28 protein-coding genes, 1 pseudogene and 1 other annotated feature are annotated in these 22,308 nt (G+C 35.8%); of the genes and pseudogenes, 11 read left to right on the top strand and 18 right to left on the bottom strand.

The annotated features are described in order from the left end of the window. Positions 1-53 precede the first annotated feature (53 nt). The 6 genes and pseudogenes from leuA to DN394_RS29795 form a co-directional block, all read right to left on the bottom strand. Complete coding sequence (gene leuA, locus DN394_RS11205) at positions 54-1,574, bottom strand: 2-isopropylmalate synthase (RefSeq protein WP_088091288.1); 1,521 nt, start codon at positions 1,572-1,574, stop codon at positions 54-56. 1 nt (position 1,575) lies between these two features. Beyond that, complete coding sequence (gene ilvC, locus DN394_RS11200) at positions 1,576-2,592, bottom strand: ketol-acid reductoisomerase (RefSeq protein WP_002007167.1); 1,017 nt, start codon at positions 2,590-2,592, stop codon at positions 1,576-1,578. Positions 2,593-2,612: 20 nt separating this feature from the next. Continuing rightward, positions 2,613-3,122 (bottom strand): acetolactate synthase small subunit, encoded by a 510-nt coding sequence (gene ilvN / locus DN394_RS11195; RefSeq protein ID WP_000822948.1) that lies wholly within the window; start codon positions 3,120-3,122, stop codon positions 2,613-2,615. After that, positions 3,119-4,819: an acetolactate synthase large subunit gene (ilvB, locus tag DN394_RS11190; RefSeq protein WP_046958202.1), complete on the bottom strand. Its 1,701-nt coding sequence runs from the start codon at positions 4,817-4,819 to the stop codon at positions 3,119-3,121. Before ilvB ends, ilvN begins: the two co-directional genes overlap by 4 nt. A 73-nt stretch (positions 4,820-4,892) precedes the next feature. Then, positions 4,893-5,120, bottom strand: a binding site (T-box leader). A gap of 16 nt (positions 5,121-5,136) precedes the next feature. Then, complete coding sequence (gene ilvE, locus DN394_RS11185; protein WP_001005497.1) at positions 5,137-6,033, bottom strand: branched-chain-amino-acid transaminase; 897 nt, start codon at positions 6,031-6,033, stop codon at positions 5,137-5,139. Between the two features lie 119 nt (positions 6,034-6,152). Beyond that, positions 6,153-6,381: pseudogene (locus DN394_RS29795) on the bottom strand (hypothetical protein). 68 nt (positions 6,382-6,449) lie between these two features. Here DN394_RS29795 and DN394_RS11175 point away from each other — a divergent pair. After that, positions 6,450-6,689, top strand: coding sequence for a DUF3911 family protein (locus tag DN394_RS11175; RefSeq protein ID WP_000752504.1), 240 nt, complete (start codon positions 6,450-6,452; stop codon positions 6,687-6,689). An 86-nt stretch (positions 6,690-6,775) separates the two neighbouring features. Then, the gene (locus DN394_RS11170; protein WP_000101010.1) at positions 6,776-7,015 is read left to right on the top strand and encodes a YkuS family protein; all 240 of its coding nucleotides are present in this window, start codon (positions 6,776-6,778) and stop codon (positions 7,013-7,015) included. A 363-nt stretch (positions 7,016-7,378) separates the two neighbouring features. On the opposite strand, the gene DN394_RS11165 is transcribed toward DN394_RS11170, so the two are convergent. Continuing rightward, a complete protein-coding gene (locus DN394_RS11165) occupies positions 7,379-7,468 on the bottom strand; it encodes a hypothetical protein (protein WP_000608225.1) in 90 nt (29 codons plus the stop codon). A 108-nt stretch (positions 7,469-7,576) separates the two neighbouring features. After that, a complete protein-coding gene (gene ytfJ / locus DN394_RS11160; RefSeq protein ID WP_052767434.1) occupies positions 7,577-8,044 on the bottom strand; it encodes a GerW family sporulation protein in 468 nt (155 codons plus the stop codon). A gap of 202 nt (positions 8,045-8,246) precedes the next feature. On the opposite strand from ytfJ, the gene DN394_RS11155 reads away from it, so the two are divergent. Then, positions 8,247-8,639: a hypothetical protein gene (locus DN394_RS11155; RefSeq protein ID WP_002007169.1), complete on the top strand. Its 393-nt coding sequence runs from the start codon at positions 8,247-8,249 to the stop codon at positions 8,637-8,639. A gap of 33 nt (positions 8,640-8,672) precedes the next feature. On the opposite strand, the gene DN394_RS11150 is transcribed toward DN394_RS11155, so the two are convergent. After that, positions 8,673-10,016: a TrkH family potassium uptake protein gene (locus DN394_RS11150; RefSeq protein ID WP_000454122.1), complete on the bottom strand. Its 1,344-nt coding sequence runs from the start codon at positions 10,014-10,016 to the stop codon at positions 8,673-8,675. A 1,209-nt stretch (positions 10,017-11,225) separates the two neighbouring features. Here DN394_RS11150 and DN394_RS11145 point away from each other — a divergent pair. Beyond that, positions 11,226-12,461, top strand: a complete 1,236-nt coding sequence (locus DN394_RS11145) for a dicarboxylate/amino acid:cation symporter (protein ID WP_097993825.1) — start codon at positions 11,226-11,228, stop codon at positions 12,459-12,461. A gap of 22 nt (positions 12,462-12,483) precedes the next feature. Here the strand turns inward: DN394_RS11145 and DN394_RS11140 are convergent, their stop codons facing one another. Beyond that, on the bottom strand, positions 12,484-12,639 hold the full coding sequence (locus DN394_RS11140; RefSeq protein ID WP_000184933.1) for a hypothetical protein: 156 nt from the start codon (positions 12,637-12,639) through the stop codon (positions 12,484-12,486). A 136-nt stretch (positions 12,640-12,775) separates the two neighbouring features. Further along, positions 12,776-13,195, bottom strand: a complete 420-nt coding sequence (locus DN394_RS11135) for a MarR family winged helix-turn-helix transcriptional regulator (RefSeq protein ID WP_000081442.1) — start codon at positions 13,193-13,195, stop codon at positions 12,776-12,778. 162 nt (positions 13,196-13,357) lie between these two features. Here DN394_RS11135 and DN394_RS11130 point away from each other — a divergent pair, with 162 nt between their 5' ends. Together DN394_RS11130 and DN394_RS11125 are read left to right on the top strand one after the other, a co-directional pair. Beyond that, complete coding sequence (locus DN394_RS11130; RefSeq protein ID WP_046958205.1) at positions 13,358-13,789, top strand: regulatory YrvL family protein; 432 nt, start codon at positions 13,358-13,360, stop codon at positions 13,787-13,789. 33 nt (positions 13,790-13,822) lie between these two features. Beyond that, positions 13,823-14,410 carry a thioredoxin family protein gene (locus DN394_RS11125; RefSeq protein WP_002070995.1) on the top strand — a complete coding sequence of 196 codons (588 nt, stop codon included), beginning with the start codon at positions 13,823-13,825 and terminating at the stop codon, positions 14,408-14,410. A 28-nt stretch (positions 14,411-14,438) separates the two neighbouring features. Here DN394_RS11125 and uppP read toward each other — a convergent pair whose 3' ends face one another. Next, positions 14,439-15,233, bottom strand: coding sequence for a bacitracin resistance undecaprenyl-diphosphatase (gene uppP, locus DN394_RS11120; RefSeq protein WP_087979915.1), 795 nt, complete (start codon positions 15,231-15,233; stop codon positions 14,439-14,441). Between the two features lie 180 nt (positions 15,234-15,413). Between uppP and DN394_RS11115 the strand changes: the two genes are divergently transcribed. From DN394_RS11115 to DN394_RS28935, 3 genes are all read left to right on the top strand, one after another. After that, positions 15,414-16,772, top strand: a complete 1,359-nt coding sequence (locus tag DN394_RS11115) for an MATE family efflux transporter (protein ID WP_000665400.1) — start codon at positions 15,414-15,416, stop codon at positions 16,770-16,772. Positions 16,773-16,848: 76 nt separating this feature from the next. Next, positions 16,849-17,022 (top strand): 2-isopropylmalate synthase, encoded by a 174-nt coding sequence (locus DN394_RS11110; RefSeq protein WP_046958206.1) that lies wholly within the window; start codon positions 16,849-16,851, stop codon positions 17,020-17,022. Positions 17,023-17,040: 18 nt separating this feature from the next. Beyond that, on the top strand, positions 17,041-17,190 hold the full coding sequence (locus DN394_RS28935) for a hypothetical protein (protein WP_000743739.1): 150 nt from the start codon (positions 17,041-17,043) through the stop codon (positions 17,188-17,190). A 63-nt stretch (positions 17,191-17,253) separates the two neighbouring features. On the opposite strand, the gene DN394_RS11105 is transcribed toward DN394_RS28935, so the two are convergent. After that, positions 17,254-17,772 carry a hypothetical protein gene (locus DN394_RS11105; protein ID WP_046958207.1) on the bottom strand — a complete coding sequence of 173 codons (519 nt, stop codon included), beginning with the start codon at positions 17,770-17,772 and terminating at the stop codon, positions 17,254-17,256. An 83-nt stretch (positions 17,773-17,855) separates the two neighbouring features. Between DN394_RS11105 and DN394_RS11100 the strand changes: the two genes are divergently transcribed. Then, on the top strand, positions 17,856-18,764 hold the full coding sequence (locus DN394_RS11100; protein WP_046958208.1) for an aminoglycoside phosphotransferase family protein: 909 nt from the start codon (positions 17,856-17,858) through the stop codon (positions 18,762-18,764). On the opposite strand, the gene DN394_RS28930 is transcribed toward DN394_RS11100, so the two are convergent. The 5 genes from DN394_RS28930 to amaA form a co-directional block, all read right to left on the bottom strand. Further along, positions 18,761-18,922 carry a hypothetical protein gene (locus DN394_RS28930; RefSeq protein ID WP_046958209.1) on the bottom strand — a complete coding sequence of 54 codons (162 nt, stop codon included), beginning with the start codon at positions 18,920-18,922 and terminating at the stop codon, positions 18,761-18,763. The genes DN394_RS11100 and DN394_RS28930 overlap by 4 nt on opposite strands. A gap of 98 nt (positions 18,923-19,020) precedes the next feature. Then, positions 19,021-19,794 (bottom strand): hypothetical protein, encoded by a 774-nt coding sequence (locus DN394_RS11095; RefSeq protein WP_064448970.1) that lies wholly within the window; start codon positions 19,792-19,794, stop codon positions 19,021-19,023. Between the two features lie 24 nt (positions 19,795-19,818). Next, complete coding sequence (locus tag DN394_RS11090; RefSeq protein ID WP_000041145.1) at positions 19,819-20,265, bottom strand: flavodoxin; 447 nt, start codon at positions 20,263-20,265, stop codon at positions 19,819-19,821. Further along, positions 20,258-20,428, bottom strand: coding sequence for a hypothetical protein (locus tag DN394_RS28925; RefSeq protein WP_165761941.1), 171 nt, complete (start codon positions 20,426-20,428; stop codon positions 20,258-20,260). Before DN394_RS28925 ends, DN394_RS11090 begins: the two co-directional genes overlap by 8 nt. A 232-nt stretch (positions 20,429-20,660) precedes the next feature. Beyond that, positions 20,661-21,830, bottom strand: coding sequence for an N-acyl-aliphatic-L-amino acid amidohydrolase (gene amaA, locus DN394_RS11085; protein ID WP_046958211.1), 1,170 nt, complete (start codon positions 21,828-21,830; stop codon positions 20,661-20,663). A 328-nt stretch (positions 21,831-22,158) separates the two neighbouring features. On the opposite strand from amaA, the gene DN394_RS11080 reads away from it, so the two are divergent. Further along, positions 22,159-22,305, top strand: a complete 147-nt coding sequence (locus tag DN394_RS11080) for a teichoic acid D-Ala incorporation-associated protein DltX (RefSeq protein ID WP_000440293.1) — start codon at positions 22,159-22,161, stop codon at positions 22,303-22,305. Positions 22,306-22,308 lie beyond the last annotated feature (3 nt).

Below are 22,308 nucleotides of genomic sequence, written 5' to 3'. Positions count from 1 at the left end.
TTTCATAACTTTATTTTGATAGGTGAGGAAAGCTTCTCTCACCTATCAAACACTTATTTCACAAGCTGGATAAAAGATTTCAATTTCCCTGCTGCATGGACATATGCTCTCGCCGAAGCTTCCAATACGTCTTGTGCAACACCAAAACCTGATACTTGATGCGTTCCTTCTTTTAATTCAACATGAACATGAGCCAGTGCATCTTGACCTTGTGTAATAGATTGTATGCGATAATCCGCCAATTCACATTCTAATCCTAAAATTCTTTGGATTGCATTATAAATCGCTTCAATACTACCAGAACCAGTGGCTGCATCTTCGTATACATTTCCTTCTTCGTCTTTTAGCACAACTGTCGCGCATTGTGTACTATTTGAGACAAAATGTACTTGTAGTTGCGTAATGTTATATTGCTGAGCCGCAAATGCTGATTCCCCAAGCATAAGTGCACGTAAATCTTCCTCAGTAATTTCCTTCTTACGATCAGCTAATTTTTTAAAGGCTTCAAACACCGCATCTCGTTCTTCCTTTGTAAATTCATAGCCAAGCTCTTTCATTTTTTCTGTAAACGCGTGACGTCCAGAATGTTTTCCAAGTACGAATAGATTTTGAGATTCGCCTATTAGCGCTGGTTCAATAATTTCATATGTTGTCACTTCTTTTAAAACACCATCTTGATGAATTCCGGATTCATGAGCAAATGCATTCGCTCCAACAATCGCTTTATTTTTCGGTACAACCATACCTGTTAATCTGCTTACTAATGTACTCGTCGCTTTAATCTCTTTTAGCGTCATAGAAGACTCCGCTTTATAGAGATCTTTTCTAATATGAAGAGCAACTGCGACCTCTTCTAGCGCCGCATTCCCTGCTCTTTCTCCAATTCCATTAATTGTTCCTTCTACTTGCAACGCTCCGCCTTCAACCGCAGCTAATGAATTTGCTACTGCCATCCCAAGATCATCGTGACAATGACAAGAGAAAATTGCTTTTTCATATGAAGGAACGGATTCTTGTAAGTATTTAAAAAGAGAATAATATTCTTCTGGATTCGTATATCCAACTGTATCTGGAATATTAATTACATTCGCTCCTGCACGAATCGCAACTTCAACTGCTTCAGCTAAAAAATCTCTTGCTGTTCTTGTCGCATCTTCTGCAGAAAATTGTACTGTCGGAAATAATGATTTCCCGAGTGTAACCGAGCGGTGAATACTATCTAATACATCTTCTTTTGACATACAAAGTTTATATTTCATATGAATATCACTTGTAGCTAAAAATACGTGTAGACGAGGAGATACAGCACCTTTCACCGCTTCATATGCTCTTCGAATATCACTTTCTTTCGCTCTAGCTAAACTCATAACTGTAGCATTTTGAATGGTATTTGCGATGCGTTTTACCGATTGAAAATCCCCTTCGGAAGCTGCTGCAAAACCAGCTTCCATGACATTAATACCTAGTCTCTCTAATTGCCTTGCAATTTGCAATTTCTCTTGTTCATTTAAATTTACTCCTGGTGATTGTTCGCCATCACGTAGCGTTGTATCCATGAACAAAATCTGCTTCATATTATTTGACCCCTGCCTTTACTCGCGGCTGTACAAACGGCATCATTTCACGTAATTTACGTCCAACTACTTCAATTTCGTGTTCATTCTCTTTCTCATTTGTCGCATGGAAATTTGGTTTTCCTGCTTTATGCTCTGCAATCCAGCCTCTTGCAAATGTACCATCTTGAATTTCTGCTAGCACTGCACCCATCGCTTTCTTCGTATCTTCCGTTACAACGCGTGGTCCTGATACGAAGTCGCCCCACTGCGCTGTATCTGAAACTGAATATCTCATATTTTCAAGTCCGCCTTCATACATAAGGTCAACGATTAGTTTTAGTTCATGTAAACATTCAAAATATGCAAGTTCCGGTTGATAACCAGCTTCAACTAACGTTTCAAATCCAGCTTTTACTAGCGCAGTTACTCCGCCGCAAAGTACAGCTTGCTCTCCAAATAAATCTGTTTCTGTTTCTTCTTTAAATGTCGTTTCTAGTACACCAGCTCTCGTCGCTCCAATTCCATCGGCATAAGAAAGTGCCTTTTCAGTCGCAACTCCTGTTGCATCTTGGTATACTGCAAATAATGCAGGAACAGCTCCGCCTTCAGCAAATGTACGGCGCACAAGATGCCCTGGACCTTTTGGCGCTACTAGAAATACATCTACATTAGCTGGTGGTTTCACTTGATCAAAGTGAACATTAAATCCGTGTGCAAAAACGAGAGAATTTCCTGCCTTTAAATTTGGCGCAATTTCCGCTTCATATACTTCTGGCTGGAGTTCATCTGGTAGTAGAATCATTACTACATCAGCTTTTTCCGCTGCTTCTGCTACTGTATATACAGAAAACCCATCTTCTTTCGCTTTATCCCAAGACTTCCCTTTTCTTAAACCTACTACTACATCAAATCCGTTATCACGTAAGTTTTGCGCATGCGCATGACCTTGCGAGCCATATCCAATGATTGCTACTTTCTTTTCTTTTAATACATTTACCGTTACATCTTTTTCATAATAAACTTTTGTCATTTTCATTTCCCCCTATATTTAAATGATTATTGAATTAACATAACTTGCTTATCTTGTTTTTTCATACTACGCGTAAATGCTGTTACACCTGTTCTAGCAATCTCTTTCAAACCATACGGACGAAGTAATTCAATTAATGCTTCTACTTTCTCCTGCGTACCAGTTACTTGCACAACTATGGAATCCTTCCCAACATCTATTACAGCGGCTCGAAACGGTTCAATTAAACTATATAATTCTGCTCTTGCTACTGATGTTGCTACTTTAATAAGTGCAAGTTCTCTTGCGATCATCGCTTCTTCTGTAATATCTGATACTTTCAGAACATCAATTTGCTTATGAAGTTGTTTAATTAACTGCTCCACTTGCTGTTCATTTTCAACGTGTACAACAATCGTCATCCGCGATATGTCCGATGATTCCGTATGACCTACTGAAATACTTTCAATATTAAAATGTCTTCGTGTCATAACACCCGTAATTCGGTTTAACACACCACTTTGATTTCGAACTGTCGCTGTAACAATTCTCTTCACCTTTTTTCCACTCCCTCCATTTGGTGAACACCTTTCCCTGGCGCAACCATCGGCATTACCTTTTCTGATTGAAGTACACGGCAATCAATTACGACTGGTTCTTGTAATTCAATCGCCTGCTGTATTTGCTTCTTTGCAAGAAGTGGATCATCTATACGAACTCCTTTTATGCCATACGCATTCGCAAGAGCGACGAAATCTGGTTGACACGACAGTAAAGAATGCGAGTATCTTTGATTATAAAATTCATCTTGCCATTGTCTTACCATTCCTAAAGCTTCATTATTTAAAATAAATACTTTAACAGGCAATGAGTGTTCTTTTAACACACTTAATTCTTGCAAGGTCATTTGAAATCCAGCGTCACCTACAATTGCAATAACTAGTTCCTCAGGCTTTGCAATTTGCGCACCAATTGCTGCTGGAAATCCGAAGCCCATCGTTCCTAATCCTCCTGAAGTTACCCATTTATCAGGAGTTTTGAGCGGATAATATTGGGCTGCCCACATTTGATGTTGCCCAACATCTGTTGTTACAATCGCTTCTCCTTTCGTAATTTCATATAACATGTCAATTGCGTATTGAGGCTTAATACTTTCCGAATTCCTTTTATAAGATAGTGGATACTTTTCTTTTCTACTCTTTAATAAAGAGAGCCAATTATGATGATTTTCTTTCCTTCCTTCTGGTTGAAGTAATACTTCCAGCGCTCGCTTAGCACTTGCAACAATTGGAATTTCAGTCGGCACATTTTTTCCGATTTCTGCTGGATCAATATCAATATGCGCAACAGTCGCCTCTTTAGCAAAATAAGCCAAATTTCCAGTAAGGCGATCATCAAATCTTGCACCTATATTAATAAGTAAGTCGCATTCATATAACGCCATATTGGCTGTGTAAGAACCGTGCATTCCTCCCATCCCTAGAAAAAGTTCATCATCTGGCGGAAACCCACCAAGACCAAGTAATGTATGCACAACAGGAATTTCATATTTACGAGCAAAACTTGTTAACTCTTTCGAAGCTTTCGCATGCAATACACCTGCTCCAGCTAAAATTAACGGCTTGTTTGCAGCCTTAATTGCTTGTAATAATTTGTTTATTTGGAGTAAATTCGGTTCATAATTAGGGTTGTATCCTGGTAAATCCATTTGTACGTCATTACATCGTTCTCCTTGCTCTACTACCATATCTTTCGGAAGGTCAATAACGACTGGGCCTGGTCTTCCTGTTCTAGCAATATGAAATGCTTCTTTAATAATTCGAGGTAAATCTGAAGCCTTTCGCACTTGATAGTTATGTTTTGTCACAGGCATCGTAAGCCCCATAATATCCGCTTCTTGGAAAGCATCACTTCCAATTAACGTCGTTGCTACTTGCCCTGTAAATACAACAAGTGGTAATGAATCAATCATCGCATCTGCTAGACCAGTAATAACATTTGTAGCACCTGGCCCACTCGTTGCAATGACAACCCCTGGATTGCCAGTAATTCTGGCATACCCTTCCGCGGCGTGAATAGCTCCTTGCTCATGCCTTGTTAAAATATGCGGAATTTCACAGTCATAGAGTGCATCATAAAGAGGTAAAACAGCACCACCAGGATAACCGAAAATCACTTCTACTCCTTCCTTTTCTAACGCTTCTAACAATAGCTGTGCACCAGTTGCCAGTTTCTCTTCCGTTTTTGAAGACATTGTTCTTATAAGCCCCCTTTTTGAAAACTTTTATCAATAAAAAAAATCCTACGTCCACACTCCAGCTATGTGCTGAAGGGACGAAAGATTTCGCGGTACCACCCTTCTTCGCAAGAATACTCTTGCCTCAGTGACCCATAAATGAGTCTAGCTAATAACGGAGCTACCGTCTAAGCCTAGACAAATGCTTCAGCTTAGCACTCAAGGACGATGTTCGTCGACGTGAACCATCGGTTTTCAGCAGCCACCGACTCTCTGTGAGGCTTCACAATCAACTACTCCTCCCTCTCAACGCTTTCGTATATTATAAAGAGTTGTTATCCAACTTTATTTTCTTCGTAAATCTTCTCTCCATCTTCTATAACTAACTTTCGGAATTCTTCTAATAAACGATTCGTATGTGGACCTGTTTGCCCTAAACCAATCGTTCTACCATCTACTGTCGTAACAGCAATTACTTCAGCAGCCGTTCCTGTTAAAAATACTTCATCAGCTACATATACATCATGTCTTGTAAATAACTCTTCTCTAACGTCATATCCAAGTTTTTCACCGATTTCTAAAATAGCGTTTCGTGTAATACCTTCTAACGCTCCAGCAGAACTTGGTGGTGTAATTAATTTATTTCCTTTTACAATAAACACGTTATCTCCTGAGCCTTCAGCTACGTATCCTTGATCATTTAACATAAGTGCTTCTTGTACTCCAGCTAATTTCGCTTCAATACGAACTAAAATATTGTTTAAGTAATTTAAAGATTTTACTTGAGGCGACAAAACATCTGGACGGTTTCGGCGCGTTGCAACTGTTACAACCGGAATCCCCTTTTCATAATATTCTTGCGGGAATAAAGATAGTTGTTCTGCAATTACTACTACATTCGGTTTCTTACAAGAATCAGGATCTAATCCAAGATTTCCTGCTCCTCTCGATACAACAAGGCGAATGTATCCATTAGATAATTTATTTTGTCGAATCGTCTCAACAACAATATTCGTTACTTCATCTAAAGAATATGGAATTTCTAACATGATGGATTTTGCTGATTCATATAACCGGACAAGATGCTCTCTCAAACGGAAAACATTACCGCTATATACTCTAATTCCTTCAAATACTCCATCGCCATATAAATAACCATGATCATATACTGAAACTTTTGCCTCGTCTTTTGGAACAAATTCTCCATTTAAGAAAATCCATTGCTCGTTCACTGGAAAGCGCCTCCTATGTTCTATGAATTTTTTATTGTTTCCTAGTTTACTCTCCTTTCTAAATAAATCAAGTGAATTTTTAGAAAATTTATAATTTTTAATCGTACGTACATCTTTGATTATACTGATTTAACAGCATTGTTAACGTTTACAAAAAGTCAAAATTTTTTTTTCGCCAATTTTCACTAAAAAAAATATTTGTTTAAAAGAAGGATTTTCATCAATTGATACGAATCTATTGTATTCAATAAACGGACGTCCGTTTTTATAAATTCAGGAATATACAACGACTTTTGCTGAAAAAGGGGGAAAATAATAAAAATAAAGCTGTCTAAAAATAACATTCATATTTTTCGTTTCGTAATCATAATCCTATTTTTAAAAAACAATTTGTCAAAATGAAGGAGGAAATCAATATGGCATGTGTACAAATTAAAGGAACGAGACAAGAGGTAGTAGAAATGCTTCAACTATTTGATCTAATGGATACGAAAGGTTTTTGTAAATTCGATAATTATGTAGAGGTAGAACCAAATAATAAAGAACATAATAATTTTATTGCTTCAATTGACATTCATTCAAATACTTCTTCTGCCCAAGATACTTTAAACGATCAATTCGTAAGTCAAATGCTTACTGGTGTATATAACGACTAAACAAAGATTTACTTCCTACCGTCTTTTCATAAATATATGCAGTGGACTTGGGCATACTAGCAACTAGATGGTAGGAGGTGAGAATTATGGCTAGAATTGGCGTTGAAAACTCATTAACAGATGTTCAACAAGCTCTTCAGCAACAGGGACATGAAGTTGTTACCCTGGGCTCCGAACATGATGCACAAGGGTGCGATTGTTGTGTTGTAACTGGGCAAGATTCTAATATGATGGGTATTGCAGATGCATCAATTAAGGGATCGGTAATTGCAGCTCATGGTTTAACAACAGATGAAATTTGTCAGCAAGTTGAGAGCCGCACTTAAATGTATTATACAAAAAGAAAGAGGACTCCTTTTGAAAAGGAGTCCTCTTTTTTATATTCACCTAACGGGAAAGTAACATATACTGGATGAAAGCCCTACCTCTCTCTCATCATTACGGTTCCACTGACCGCTCCTTGATTCACTAGTATACATATAAAGCCTACAATAATAATTTATAGGGTTTGTTCACAAAAGTTGTTGGTAAGACTACCCGATCTTTTGCAAACTTTTCGTATTATATTTATAAGATTTATTTACTTTACACTAGCTGTAACCGAGACACGAATTAAAATTTTAACACCAATACAATAACTTGTCAACATTTTTCACAAATTAAAAACAGACAGTAACGGTTTGTCTGTTTTAGAATGGAGCTTTTTCTTTTATTACATATACAACAAAACCGCTTACTAACATACATAAGCCAACTACTAAGTTTTTGATATTAATCATAAATTCCTCTCCCTTATTCCACACATCATATATATTTACAGTTCAATTATTCCGATCATCTTAAAGCGCACTTTTTCTAATATATCATAATTCCTAAAAAATGCAAGTTCACTTTTGGCGACCATTTACAAATTTATCTACAGTGCTTGGTACCGTATTTAAAGCCTTTTCAATTAAATGTGTACTACTATTGAGGTGTAATACTTGCACACCGTTAGAACCGACTACTAAAAAAGCAACTGGGCTAATAGAAACCCCAGCCCCGCTTCCGCCTCCAAATGGATGGCTTTGCTTGTTCTCTTTATGCTTCCCTTGTCCGTTATTATGCTTTTCGGAAATAAAATCACCTTTAAAGTCACTTCCGCCGGCACCAAAACCAAAAGCCACTTGAGATACTGTTAATACTACATTTCCATCAGCTGTTGAAACTGGACTTCCGACAATCGTATTTACATCTACCATCTCTTTTAAATTTGTCATTGCTGTTTTCATTAAATCTTCAATTGGATGTTCCATTATGTATTGCACCCTTTCCTCATTATTCTTTTTTATACTTTCCAAAATAGAGGAAGTCATACTAACTTTTCCTATTTCAAAAAAACAATTCTACTCTTCTAAGTGGAATTACGCCTTGTACTCGCTCGGATAAAGTGAAACTTTAATCAGCAGGGCTTTGTTCATCACCCACTGATTATTAGCCATCCGCAATCAGATGTTTACGGCCTACAATAGCAGGATAAAAAAGAAAAAGAGATGCATACTACTATTGAACCTTGTTATGAAAGGAGTCATGACTTTGACTGAGAAATTTGATGAGTATAAAAAAAGAGATAGAATAGATAGTGATTATAGTGACTATAAAGAAGAATATGCAGCTGAGGTTGCACCACAGCGCATTGATTATGATTACGATGAGAAAGATAATAAAGATGATGTAAGATCGTCCGCCGCTGGATCAACTGCTGGCTTTATCGCTCTTGCCTTATCTATCTTATCACTCTTTACCTTCCCAACATTATTTGGTCTTGTTTCTGTATTACTAGGAATTTACGCTTATAATCGCGGAGCTACTGTAACTGGTGGTATTGCTGCAATTGTCGGCGGAATTGCTGCACTCATTGCAATTTTATTCCGAGTAGCACTCGTCGGATTATTGTTCTCCCTTTTTTAAAAAGAAAAAGGTATCTCGCTTATGCGGGATACCTTATCCTGTAAATACATCTTCCGATGGATATTTAATTTTTTGTTTTGCTGGTCGCGCTAAAGAAAACACAAGTGTTAACGGTCCAATTAATCCACAAAACATAACAAACATAATAATACATTTTCCAAACGCTGATAACTTAGCAGTAATTCCCATCGTTAAACCTACTGTACCGAATGCTGAAATTGTTTCAAATAGCAACTGAATAAAACTAAAGTTTTCTGTAAGCATTAATACAAACACTGCTGCAAAAATGAGGATTTGACTGGCAACAGCAATGGCTAACGCTCTCGTTACTGTTGACATTTTTATCGTGCGCTGAAATAAAACGATTTCCTCTTTTTTTCTAAAGAAAGAAAGGACGGATGTAACTAAAATAACAAACGTTGTTAATTTAATACCTCCACCTGTTGATACACTTCCTGCACCAATATACATTAAAACCATCGTAAATAATATAGATGATTCTTCCATCCCCCCGTAGTCAACTGTATTAAATCCAGCAGTACGAGGAGTAATTCCTTGGAAGAAAGAAGCCCATAACTTTTCATTTAAAGGTAAATTCCCTAACGTCTTCACATTATTATATTCCAATACAAAAATCACAATCATTGCTATAACATTTAACGCTACTGTTCCAACAATCATGATTTTAGAATGAAGTGATAATTTTCGAAAGCTACGACTATACCATATATCAATTACTACGGTAAAACCGAGACCACCTATTACGATTAAAGAGCAAATCCCAATATTAATAATAGGATCTCCTACATACCTTGTTAAATTATCCGGCCATAGAGCAAATCCAGCATTATTATAAGATGCAATAACGTGAAAAATACTATAGTATACACCTTTTCCAAAGCCAAACTCTGGAACAAAGCGAAACGATAAAAAGATGACTCCAATAAGCTCAATACAAATTGAAAATATAAAGACACGTTTTACTAATTTTACGAGACCACCTATATTTGTCTGATTAAATGCCTCTCCGATTAATAATCGATGGCGTAACCCGATTTTTTTACCTAATACCCAAACAATTAAAATGGCAATTGTCATAAGACCTAAACCACCTGTTTGAATTAAAAACATAATAACAATCTCGCCAAACATCGTAAACGTACTTGCAGTATCTACTACTCCTAATCCCGTTACAGTTGCTGCTGACGTTGCCGTAAAGAAAGCATCTACCCAACTAATATGTACTTTCGTTGCGAATGGTAACTTTAATAACAAACCGCCAACCACAATTAAGCAGAAAAAACCTAGTGCTAATATTTGTGGTGGATTTAATCGTATAAAACGATTATACAGCCCTTGTCTTTTTGTTACTTCCATATTCACTAACTCCCTTTTCCCCTCATAACTAAAGGCTTATAAGAAACCTTACATAGCGGGATAAACCTTATATTCTTATAATATAGTTGAGCATAATCCTTTTTTTTAAAGATTTCAACTTTTATTTATACTCGAACTCCACTTCATTTTATGACAAGAAACTTTCTATTATATTTATTCGTACTCTACAACTCTCGCAACAATCATTTTATATGTACCATTTCTCAAATTCTCATACCTTTCACTCTATGTTCACATCAAGGTCACATCCAACTTTTATAGTATATGTATCGGAGCTGTTCCTCCCTAATTTATAAGACATTCCCCAGTGTCTTGAACAGCTTTCCATCCCTAATTAAATTGACATAAATTGTCCCCTTCCTTTGACCATCTCATATGCGATGGTCTTATTTTTTTATTTACTCTATCTTCTATTTAAAACTCCCTCTCTCTTTCACTCTATGTTCACACCAGGGTCACATCCAACTTTTATAGTATATGTATCGAAGTTGTTCCTCCCTAATTTATAAGACATTCCCCAGTGTCTTGAACAACTTCCATCCCTAATTAAATTGACATAAATTGTCCCCTTCCTTAGGCCATCATTTGTGATGGTCTTATTTTTTTGTTTACTTTATCCTTTATGTAAAACTCCCTCTCTCTTTCACTCTATGTTCACACCAAGGTCACATCCAACTTTTATAGTATATGTATCGAAGTTGTTCCTCCCTAATTTATAAGACATTCCCCAGTGTCTTGAACAACTTCCATCCCTAATTAAATTGACATAAATTGTCCCCTTCCTTAGGCCATCATTTGTGATGGTCTTATTTTTTGTTTACTCTACCTCTTATTTAAAACTCCCTCTCTCTTTCACTCTATATTCACACCAAGGTCACATCCAACTTTTATAGTATATGTATCGAAGCTGTTCCTCCCTAATTTATAAGACATTCCCCAGTGTCTTTGAATAGCTTCCATCCCTAATTAAATTGACATAAATTGTCCCCTTCCCTAGACCATCCTATGTGATGGTCTACTTTGTTTTCTAACTAGATTCCCCAACTTTTTTGCTTACTTTAGCAAAAGCAATCTATATTTAAATACATATTTTTATACAAAATATTCAGAAAACACTGTCAAAATAGGTAGTTTTTTTTGTACAATTAATGTAGAAAGTAATTTCACAAAAATAAAGGGGGGGTTTTATTGAAACAAACAAAAGCAATCTTAATCGCATTATTTCTCGGTTTAGTTGTCGGACTCACTTTAAATTTAGCTGCACCATCCATTTTTGAACCATTAAATCAATATGTGTTCAATCCACTTGGTCAATTGTTTATTCGCCTCATTAAAATGCTAGTTGTTCCTGTTGTATTCATTTCTATCGTGCTTGGTTCTGCTGGGCTTGGAGACCCGAAACAACTTGGAAGAATCGGCTTAAAATCAATTTCATTCTTTCTTGTAACTACAGCCGTTGCCATCTCTATTGCAGTTACATTTGCACTGATTATACAACCAGGATCTGGCGGTAACTTTAAAACCGAAGGGCTTAAATATGAAGGGGCAAAAACCGAAACATCTTTCGTCGATACATTGCTAAATATCGTACCAGATAACCCAGCAAAAGCGATGGCTGATGGAAACATGTTACAAATTATTGCCTTTGCCGTATTAATCGGACTCGGTATAGCTATTTTAGGAAAACGGGTTCAAGGTATCCATTCATTACTTGAACAGGGCAACGAATTAATGATGTATCTTGTTAATCTCGTTATGAAATTAGCTCCAATCGGAACATTTGGATTGCTTGCTTCATCCGTTGGTAAAATGGGTCTTGCAGGCGTCGCTGCGATGTTCAAGTATATGATTGTCGTTATGCTAGTACTTATTATTCACGGCGTCTTCGTGTATGGCGGATTATTAAAGGTATTAGCAAAAGAAAGTATTGTCCGTTTCTTTAAACATTTCGGACCGGTAATGGTAATTGGGTTTAGTACATCTAGCTCTAATGCATCTCTTCCATTTGCAATGAAAACAGCACAAGAAAAACTGGGTGTTCCAAAAGCGATAAGTTCTTTTGTACAACCACTGGGGGCAACTATCAATATGGATGGCACTGCCATTATGCAAGGTGTAGCAACTGTATTTATCGCTCAAGTATACGGAGTTGAGCTTACTATGTCCCAATTAGCTGTCGTCGTATTAACTGCTGTACTAGCTAGTATCGGTACTGCTGGTGTACCAGGTGTTGGACTTGTAATGCTTACGATGGTTTTAAATCAAGTAAATCTACCCGTAGAAGGTATTGCCTTAATTATCGGTATTGATCGCATTTTAGATATGTCAAGAACAGCTGTAAATATTTCCGGTGATGCAATTTGCGCAATGATCGTCGCAAAATCAGAAGAAAAATATAATACGGATCAATCCGCAGCATCTTAAATCAAAAAAGGAGTGAATTATTTCACTCCTTTTTTGATTTACTTCCTTTTTTCGAACGATATTCTTTTCCTTTGTTATCATTACCAGTCTCAAATTCAGTACTAAACTCTTGCTGAAATTGCCCTGATTTCGGTGAGCCTTGATTTCCGCTCCCTTTACTACCATTTCGATTTGTCATATGTCTGCCCCCTTCCTTTACTAGTAGTATGTTACATATTTTCTTTTTTATAATCTTTTACATACGAAAGAAGACCTTCCTCACATAGGGAAGGTCTTCTCCTTTATTACGTAAGCGTTTTCTTACTTGTAATGAATTAAATAAGTTTTTTAGAAATTGATATCATTATATTCATTTCTTCTTCTGAAAGCGCGGAGAATCTTTCTTGTAAATATTTCTTTTTCTCCCCTTCCATTTTCGCAACTAAATCTTTTCCTTGTTCTGTAATCTCCAAATATACAACTCTGCGATCTGACGTAGAACGTGAACGAGTTACAAAACCTTTATTAATTAATTTTTCTGTAACAGCTGTAATATGACTATTCGACACATTTAACTCATTGGCTACACGTGATACCATTTCTTTATTCGTACGATTCAATATTCTAAGGACAATGAACTCATTCCACGGTATGTAACCACCAAATATCTTTCCAATATCATTACGCAACGTGCGGAACATAGCAAAAACATTTGTCGATAGTTCTTCCATTAATTGCTCTCGATTTTGAGACAACTTTGACAGCCCCTTTTATTTCATTTAGTTAAATAAAAACCTTATTAATAATTTTACATGAAATCTTACTTTTTGTCACCTTATTTTCCCATAATTCGTAGTTTTTAAATAGATATTTCATGATACAATAAAGTTTATTTTCCAGAAAAAGGGGATGGAATAGTGAGTGAAGAAGACAAATTTTCTAATCTCAATCTAAAAGATAAGACTTTGATTATTGGTTTTGTTATTCTGTTTCTCATTATAACTTTTGCATTTATATTCTTTGTATATGTAGGAATCTTTCATATTACAGGTATAGAGTATAGATCACGCACTGCTTTACTTCTATTTTTTTTATTAATCACTTTCTTAGACGGTATTACATTCTTTATCTTCGGTTTCCTCAAGGCGTTGCTATATCCAATGACAAAAAACATGCCAAATTGGCTGGCTATTACTCTTTTTGCAATCATTGAAATTACGCTAGATTGGTTCGTCATTCATACTGCCGATGATTGGATAGAGAGCGTACAACTGTCCAATCTTACTGAATTATGTGTCGTACTATTCTTTTTCCTATTAAATCAATTATTAAGTGACAAGAAAGAGTAAGAATACAAGCTTTTCTATATAAAAATTGGTACAATGAAAACAAATCATACTAAAGAGGTGTTACTTATGAACTTACAACAATGGGCTGATAAAGGTATGTCCTTTGATACATATGTGAATGAAATGAAAGTAAATCAATACGAGCTACTGCACATTTACAATAACTTTTTAATTCCAAATGAATTACTTCCTGTATTAGAAGAACGCCAAAATGATGGCTGGCGTGTTATCGTATTAACAGCTGATTGGTGTGGTGACGCTCTTTTATGCGTACCTGTTATGAAACGAATTTCTGAAGTTGCAAATATTGATATGAGATTATTAATTCGCGATGAAAACTTAGAATTAATGGATCAATATTTAACAAATGGAACAGCACGTGCCATTCCAATTTTTATTTTCATTGATAAAGATGGAAATGAACAAGCCGTTTGGGGACCACGCGCTCCAAAAGTACAAGAGTTAGTAACTTCAATGCGCGCTACATTGCCTGAAAAAGAAGATCCAACATTCGAAGAGAAACAAAAAGAAATGTACGCTAATTTCCGTGCTACATTAGCTGATGATACTTCTCTTTGGGAACATGTAATGGAAAGCATGATGGAAAAAGTAGTAAAATAAAAAACTGCCGAACTCGGCAGTTTTTTTATTACATAATGAAGAAGAAATAGAATACCGCAGCTAAAATGAAACGGTAGTAAGCGAACGGTGTTAGTTTTACACGAGCTAATAATTTTAAGAATGAAACAATTGCAAGCATCGCAACAACGAATGCTGTAATAAATCCTGTTGCAAATAATGGGATATCAGCCGTACTTAATATATCCCAGCTTTTAATTAAATCTAAACCACTTGCAGCTACCATCATTGGTACTGCTAAAATAAATGTATATTCAGCCGCCGCTGTATGTGACACGCGAGCTAATAAACCACCACTTATTGTAGAACCAGAACGAGAAAATCCTGGCCAAAGCGCTAAACATTGGAACATTCCAATTGTAAAAGCTTGCTTATATGTGATTTCATCTAATGTTCTTGCTGTACTTGGTTTCGAAAACTTCTCAGCAACAATCATTAAAATACCACCAGCCACTAAACTGATGACAACTGGGCCTGGCCCAAATAAAACTTCTTTAATCGCACTATGGAACAATACGCCAAGTACGCCGGCAGGAATCATCCCGATAATAATATGTAATAAATTTAACGATGGTCCGTCTGTTACTTTCCCTATACCTACTAAAGACCATAGGCGCTTCCAAAATATAACAACAACTGCTAAAATCGATCCCAATTGAATAACAACTTCGAAAACTTTCGCTCTCTCGTCGTCAAATCCAAGTAAATGACCTGTTAAAATCATATGTCCTGTTGATGAAACTGGTAAAAACTCTGTTAAACCTTCAACAGCCCCCATGATTATTCCAATTAACCAATCAGCCACGAGTAGTGCCTCCTTAATAACGAATATGTAATTTTTCACACCTTATCATAATACCTTATCCCCTTTTAAAGTGCATCTTTTTTTATTGATTGTACATGTTGTATGCGCGTATTTCTTTTCTATTTTTTGATTAAATTGTATGATAGTAAGAGTTTGTTTTTTTAGCGGAAAGGGGATTTTATGAAGGAAACTAATTCATTCTCACAAAAATTAAAGCAATTTGTATTACTATTTTTCCCGATTTTCGTAACGCAAATGTCATTATTTGCAATGAGTTTTTTCGATACGACAATGTCAGGGCACGCAAGTCCTATTGATTTAGCTGGTGTTGCTATCGGAACAAGTATATGGCTTCCCGTTAGTACCGGATTAACAGGAATTTTAATGGCTACTACTCCAATTGTTGCGCAGCTCGTTGGATCAAAGAAAAAAGAGGATGTTCCCCAAGTTGTCATACAAGCAGTATATTTAGCAATTTGTGCTAGTTTCGTGGTCATCCTTATCGGTTTCTTCGCTGTTTCACCTATTTTAAACGGCATGCGCCTGGAAGAACCTGTGGAACGTATTGCGGCACAATTTTTAAGTATTATTGCAATTGGAATTATCCCTTTATTTACTTACACTGTTTTGCGCGGGTTTATTGATGCATTAGGAAAAACTCGCACAACGATGATTATTACATTACTATCATTACCAATTAACGTAGTATTAAATTATGTATTAATTTTCGGTCATTTCGGTTTTCCAAAGCTCGGTGGTGTTGGAGCGGCAATTGCTTCTGCAGCAACCTATTGGTGCATTTTAATTATTACCGTTATTATTATTCGTACGAAAGAGCCTTTCGCATCTTTCAATATATTTAAACAATTATATCGTCCTTCTCTTTCAAGTTGGACTGAATTCTTAAAACTTGGCGTCCCTATCGGATTTGCTATCTTTTTTGAAACGAGTATTTTTGCTGCAGTGACACTTATGATGAGTAATTTTAGTACGACAACAATCGCAGCTCATCAAGCAGCTATGAACTTCGCTTCCTTGTTATATATGACTCCTTTAAGTTTAGCAATGGCAATGACCATCGCTGTTGGATTTGAAGTTGGAGCAAAGCGATACAATAACGCAAAACAATATGGATTTATCGGGATTGGCTTAGCACTTGCATTTGCCCTATTATATTCAATTCTTCTCTACTTCTTTGATGATGAAATTGCTTCTATTTATACGACAGATATACAAGTTCATCATTTAGCAAAAGAATTTCTTATATTTGCGATTTTATTTCAAATTTCAGATGCAATTGCAACTCCCGTACAAGGGGCACTGCGTGGTTATAAAGATGTCAATGTCGCCTTAATTATGACGCTAATTGCTTATTGGGTAATCGGTCTTCCTCTTGGCTACATATTAGCAACTTATACGGAATGGGCAGCGAAAGGTTATTGGATCGGTCTTATTATCGGTCTAGCATTTGGAGCTAGCTTCCTACTTATCCGTCTCTTTCAAGTCCAGAGAAAATATACAACGCAAAACAGCCGCTAATGATATAGCGGCTGTTTTCTTCATGCATATTTTTTCTTTGAACGTATAACATAATGAAAAAGAAAGGTGGATACATATGGACGAAAAAGAAAAAAAGCAAGCATTCAATGAAGAATTCGCCCCTGAAATTTCACCTGGATATCGGCAAGATGTACATAAGCCACCTAAATATAAAAACACCTCGTTTTTAATGGGCATTACCATTTTTGCTGCCGTGTTACTCGTACTCATCATTTTCGTTTATTTTTAAGGAAAGGTGACATATTATATGAAGAAACAAGATTCCAATCGTTCAAAAAGAACTGTGAAAACAGAAAAAGGGTATGCAGGTGATTCTGTTCTTACTCAGAAACAAGTCGAGCAAGGAAATTTATATATTGCTCAAAAAGAACTTGGTCAACAAAATGAAAACCTTTAGAATCCCTCAAAGAACTGGGGGATTTTTTTACCCGCTATTTGTAGCACTGATTCATGTTTCACTTTATTGTACATACTGTTTTTGTTCTAACACCTTAAATATATTATTAACCTTTACAATTTTTATTTCATAATCCAATTTCATTTCGCTTCTCTTACCATTTTCAGTACCCGCAACGTACGCTACAGCATGATAACGAAAACTCTCATCTGTCTCTTCACGTATCTCCTCGTCTGTAAATTTATACTCTAAATCCCGAAAGCGATTTGGATAATAATTTCTCATTAATTGTTCACACTCTCTATTTACAAATAGTTCTTCACCTTTTCGTTTCACATCTTCTTTATTATTAAACTCAAACACTGATAATTGCTCTGTCACAAAATGTTCTCCTACCTTTTTCATTTCATTATGAGTTAAAGTTTCTATACTTTTATTCTTTAATTCCTTATTTAACCCGTACTGATCAATCAGTTTAAAGGTAGCAAAAACCTCCTCTTTATATGACCAAAACAAGCCAAAAGCGATACATAGAGCAATGATTAATAGTCTTTTCTTCGTAATACTCCCACCCTTCTCCATAATGATAGTTATATTTTAACATATAGAAAGAAAATTCTGATATCATAAGGTAGAACAACTTAACTTAGAAACGAGGAACAATTATGGACTCTTACAAACAGTATATAAAAGAAGCTTTGCCTAATCTTTCTATACATTCATATAAACAAAATGAAGAAGGCTGGGACAATGTAGCGGTTATAGTAAATGAGGAGCTACTGTTTCGTTTCCCTCGAAAACAGGAATATGCAACGCGAATTCCGTTAGAAAAAGAACTATGCACACTTCTCTCTTGTTCACTACATGAAATTGAGGTTCCAAAGTACCACCTATTCTATGAAAAGGATACTGATACTATCCCCCTTTGCAGTTACTATACTCTCATTCATGGTGAACCGTTAAAAACAGAAATAGTTAATACGCTAGAGAAAAAAGAACTAAAAGCACTTATTACACAATTAGCAACTTTCCTTGTGGCTCTACATAGTATTCCTTTAAAGCGTGTGAAAGCATTAGAATTCCCTATAGAAAAAACACTTACCTACTGGAAAGAGCTACAAGCTAAGTTAAATCAGTATGTTACTAACAATCTTACTTCGTTCCAGCAATCATCTTTAAATCGTTTATTCGAAAATTTCTTTACATGTATCGATACAGCCATTTTTCAAAATACAATTATTCACGCTGATTTTACACATCATCATATTTTATTCGATAACCAAAATAAAACCATTTCAGGAGTTATTGATTTCGGTGATGCTCAAATTGGTGATCCTGCTTTTGATTTTGCTGGGCTATATTATGATTTCGGACATGAATTTACTACATCAGTATATGAACAATACAGTACGCTTATTTCACACCATGATCCATTACTCATTCACCGCATCACGACCTTTTATCAATACAGTCCTTTATTACATAATATGATTTATAACTTTGAAACAAAGAATGAACTTGAATTTCTAGCAGGTACAGAAAAACTGAAAGTAATACTACAGGGCCGAGATTAAATTCTCTCCCGATATTCTCTCTCTTCATACATCATTAACTTTTTATCCATTTCAACAATGATTTGATACAGTTGAAACGCTTGTAAAATTTGCAGTTGAATTCCAAAAGGAGCATTCTGTTCTTTTAACCATTGAAATACTTTCGTTTCATCTTTCATTGATTATTCCTCCCTTTATTAAAATCTGCTATAAATATACGTTAAATGATGAAAAGCTTTTCATGTCAATAACAAAAAAGGATGCAAAATTGCATCCTTTAATGTACGATATTTTTCTTCTGCTTCGCTTCTTTCTTTACTTCTTCCCTTTGGCATTCACTACGAAACGCACAACTCATACACTCAGAACGAAAATGACGCTCTGTATAATGCTCAGGTTGTTGCAACATTTCTTTCATTCTAGATAAATCAGCCATGCCAGTTATAATATCTTCCTGTTTCGGAATGTACTCATACTTAGTTCCTTCTATTAAATTAATAACTTCAATTTTTCCTGGAAGAATATCGAAAGCTTTATAACTGAATACTGTCATTAACTTTTGACAAAGAGCAAGCATTTCCTCATCCGCATCGACAACATACTTTTTAATTACAAACGACTCAGTACTCCACTCACCAACTTCTAATGTCAATGACATGTGGACGCCTAACTCTTCCATATATGTTTGAAATTTTTCATATAAAAATAACGGCGGTGTCTGACTATCATCTCTTTCAACAAACTGTAATAAGTGATCCGTTAACTTCGCTAACACAATATAATACTCCGTCTTCGAAGCGAACATATTAATCCTTACTCTTTTCCAATACTTTTCTATTAATATTAAAAGTACGATTTTCGTTTGTTGGCCTGCGGGTAGTGTGTAATACTCGTTAATAATTTGATTCACAATCATTTGTGCAATTTGTTGCCATTCAAATGAAGAAGGTGCTCTTCTTTTTATATGACGAAAATAAAATTTATGCGGACAACGCATAAAATCATACAAATGATAATCTGTCATCGTTTTGATTGCGATTTTCTCGTGCACTTGCTCTTCATCTCCCTTCTGCCATTAAGAAAGGTGTTTCACGAATTCAGCTCCAAACTGTAAACATTTTTCTACATCTTCATCTTCTGGCGTTAATTCTACTTTTAGTCCTTCTAACACAACTGCAGCTCCGCGCTCTTGTAGCTTTTCGATTAAAATGTCAACCGCCACGCCGTATTTCGGATAAGCTGAATCACATGACCCGAATACTGCGGCCTTTTTCCCATTTAAATCAATAGAATCCATTGCGTCATAAAAATCTAAGAAATCATCAGGAAGGTCACCATCTCCCCACGTGTAAGCACCTAAAATAATTCCATCATACTGTTCTAGTATAGAAGCTTCTGGTGAGTCCATAATATCGATCACTTCAATTTCATTTTCTGTTTCACGAATTGCACCCGCAATATGATCAGCCATTTCCTCTGTATTTCCACTCATACTTGCAAAAATCATTACTAACTTACTCAACTGAATCTCTCCTTTTACCTTGTATCTCTTTTTCTGTTGGAAGTGTACTCTTCTCATCTACATATTCAGATCGAATTACATTTCGTTGCCATTCCATATGCTGATCAACATCTTTATTTTTATCTTTTAATCCCCTCCGCAGAAGGTGAAATTTTTTTCTCATTAACATGTCGCATCCATTCTATTGATAATAATTATCAATTTCAACTACTTTTAGATTAATTGACAGTGATTATCAATGTCAATAACTATTTTTTAAAAAATGATTAAAATGTACAAGCTTGTCCGTTAGCTATTCATATACTATAAATGAGCATAGTTCTTTCTCAGCCCTCTCTGACGGAAAGAAATAAAAGCAACTGCGATAGAGCGCAGTTGCCTTTTTTTATACTTTTCTATGATTTTAGTAGTCTTATTGCTGTCTCTACAAATAATTCCACTCCATAAATTAAAGCTGATTCGTCTACATCAAATTTTGGATGATGATGTGGATAACAAGTATCTATCTTTTCATTCCCCGTCCCCAATTTAATGAAGCAACCCGGTGCCTTTCTTAAATATGCTGAAAAATCTTCTCCTCCCATAGAAGGTTCCAGCTTTACAACACGCTCATTCCCAAACAAATGTAGTGCACTTTCTTCTACTACTTTCGTAATATATTCATCATTAATAACCGGATCATATCCATATCGATACGTATATGTATACTTTCCTCCATGTGCCTTTGTAATTCCTTTCACGATTTGCTCAATTTTCTCTTCTGCTTCTATTCTTAACGCTTGATTAAAAGAACGCACAGTTCCCATTAAAGTTGCTGCACTAGGAATAATATTATCAGCTATTCCCCCATGAAACTGCGTAACTGAAACGACCCTTTGCATGAAAGCACTTGTATTTCTTGATACGATATGTTGTAAATTTGTAATAATCTGTGCTCCGATAGCAATAGGATCTATCGTTTCTTCTGGCCTCGCCGCATGCCCTCCTTTCCCTTGAATTTCAACTGTAAATACGTCCGGTGCCGCCATCATCGGTCCATACGCAATTCCGATTTTCCCGCTCTCCAATCCAGACATAACATGTAAGCCTATTACATAATCAACACCATCCATCACGCCTGCCTCAACCATTTCTTGTCCCCCGCCAGGATACACCTCTTCTGCGTGCTGAAAGAAGAGACGAATCTCACCTACAAAATCTTCCTTTATATTTGATAGCACCTCTGCTGTACTTAACAAAATAGCTGCGTGAGCATCATGCCCACATGCATGCATCATTCCTTTATTCACAGACGTATAAGATTTCCTTGTCTCCTCTTGAATTGGTAAAGCATCTATATCAGCTCGAATCGCAACTACTTTCCCTTGTCCCGTCCCTCTTTTAATTGCTAGTACACTATACTTCGTCGGTCTCGTTACTTCAAAAGAAGAAAATGAACATAATGTATCATATATAAATTGTGAAGTTTCTTTTTCATGAAATGATAATTCCGGATATTTATGAAAATGCTGTCTCCATTTAATAATGTTTTCTTCTGAAATAAGATCCTTCCACATCCTCTTCATCAGAAATTCCTCCTCTTATGAAACTTTAACAATTCATACATTAACTATGAAAAACTCAAACAAATATTACATTTCTATACATTCTCCCAGATCACTTTTATACATTCACACAATCCACTTCCTATTTACATGTCAAACCCATTACAAATTCATGCTGAATGTAATATAATTGCTAAGTTAGGGATTTTCTTTTTTAGTATTTAGTGCTAATATCAGAAAAGAGCCTTTTGACTTATTTTTACCTAAAATGTGGAATTTTGTTTTTTTCACAATAATGTAGGACATGATACCTACAAAGAGCTATCATTTCATTAAGAGAGGGAAAGACATGGAAAGATTAAAAGAGATATGGTCTCGACCACTCACACAATGGGTTGCAAAGACGGTTTATTACCTTGCAATTTTATTTGCATTGCTTTGGTTGTATGGATTCCATGATACAAACACAAGTACATTTATTTACAACGAATTTTAGGGT

It is taken from the genome of Bacillus sp. BB081 (assembly GCF_008368895.1).
Lineage (GTDB): Bacteria > Bacillota > Bacilli > Bacillales > Bacillaceae_G > Bacillus_A > Bacillus_A wiedmannii.
Note: the sequence above shows the minus strand (reverse complement) of the source record. Positions and strands in the feature narration are given on the sequence as shown.